Source organism: Okeania sp. SIO2F5 (genome assembly GCF_010692685.1).
Lineage (GTDB): Bacteria > Cyanobacteriota > Cyanobacteriia > Cyanobacteriales > Microcoleaceae > Okeania > Okeania hirsuta.
The window spans coordinates 1-1,633 of sequence record NZ_JAAHGU010000299.1; the positions used below are offsets into that span (position 1 = coordinate 1).

Sequence of the window (1,633 nt, forward strand, 5' to 3'; positions counted from 1 at the left end):
ATCATTAATATGTATACAAATGTAGCTGGTACTGGAGTTGTTCCTATTGTTGGTGCTAAATTTGTAGAAAGAACAGAAGCAGCAGGAATAACTTTAATTAATGTTGCTGCAACAGCTCATATAGGCAGCTAGCAATATGTTTAGCTAAATTAACAGGTACACTATTTCCAATTGCTTGATTAGAATCTTTTACGTTATGATTGATTAACTTATAACTATCAGGAAATGATTGAATTTTTAATCTTTCTCTGATAGTTAAAGCTCTAATTCCATCTATAACAGAAGGTCTATAACCACTACCTCTAATTGTCGGATGTGGTTCGTGAACACTCCAAATATTTTTATTTCCTCTAAAATATGGTTCAATGAAATAATTTTCAATATTTATTGAATCTCCAAAATAATCCTTTACTGTAGTAGGAATTTGATTTTCTTTCTTAAGTAATTTTTTACGAAATCCGTTTAAATTATATTTCATTTTAAACCCGATAAAAATAATTCTTGTTCTATTTTGCGGAGTGTTATAAAACATAGAATTTAATTTAACAGCAATAACTTGATAATTTTGGAGAGTTAAAATTTTATTATAAATATTGAATTTTATAATATTAGGAACATTTTCTAATACAAATATTTCAGGGTAATAATATGTAACAATATCTAAAAATTTTTGAGTTAACTTCCCTTTTTCCCCTTTTTCCCCTAACACTTTTCCAGCATTACTAAAATCTTGGCATGGGCTACCACCAATTAATATAAAGTCATTAATTGGTGGTTTATTTAACTGAAAATTATTATGAGATATATCTGATATATAAACTCTTGTTCTGGGGTGATTCAATTTATAAGTTTTTGCTGCATACTCCCAATTATCATAAGCTTGTATTATCTCAAATCCTGATAGTTTAAATCCAGTTGAAAGTCCTCCGATTCCAGAGAATAAGTCTATTATTTTCATGTTAAAATGATAGTAAATGTACAATTAGTTTTTAATTTTCAATTATGGCAACAAAAGAATTTATTGGTAAATATTTATCAACCGAAATTTCTCGTTATTTACCCGGATTTCAAAACATTGAACCTGTAGATTATTTAGGACTTGACCCATCAAGAAATATGGTTAATATTATAGATGATTTACCAATTGGGTTATCTTCAATAACATATTTCACTAGGGAAGATTTCGGAGGTACTGCAATATATGACCTCAATGCTGAAATTCCAATGGTGGATTTTTTAGTATCTCAAGAAAAAATTGTTTCGGGTTTGGCGTTTGTTACAGGAGCTAAATGGTCTATTTTTGATTTACAAAAATATCAATTAGCTCAAAGAAATAATAGTAATATCGAAAGTCGAAATCCTGTTTCTACAAAAGTTGAAATTATGGGAAACTTTTTATCAGAAACAGAAAATAACATGGTGCTTTATGGTGCTTCTGCTAGACAATGTTATGGAGTTTTTAACCAACCTGATGTTACAGTTAGCGACCAAAGTTCTTTAGGTAGTGGAAACTTTTATAGTTTAAACTCATCTCAAGTATATAATTATTTTTTAGAATGGATAAATGCTTTTGTTAGGCAAGCTAAATTATCTTCTACTTCTGCAATTGAAATATTAATGCCTGAAAGATTAA

The 1,633-nt window shown here is 28.5% G+C and carries 2 protein-coding genes; one reads left to right on the plus strand and one right to left on the minus strand.

The window, feature by feature from the left end; translation table 11 throughout:
* Positions 1 to 97 precede the first annotated feature (97 nt).
* On the minus strand, positions 98 to 958 hold the full coding sequence (locus F6K27_RS33085; RefSeq protein ID WP_287300975.1) for a DNA cytosine methyltransferase: 861 nt from the start codon (positions 956 to 958) through the stop codon (positions 98 to 100).
* A gap of 44 nt (positions 959 to 1,002) precedes the next feature.
* On the opposite strand from F6K27_RS33085, the gene F6K27_RS33090 reads away from it, so the two are divergent.
* The coding region (locus tag F6K27_RS33090) for a hypothetical protein (protein WP_287300976.1) at positions 1,003 to 1,633 on the plus strand (631 nt) is incomplete at its 3' end.

Bases quoted from the DNA above. Each gene is read 5' to 3' on its own strand.
- F6K27_RS33085 (WP_287300975.1), bottom strand. From the start codon at position 958: ATGAAAATAATAGACTTATTCTCTGGAATCGGAGGACTTTCAACTGGA.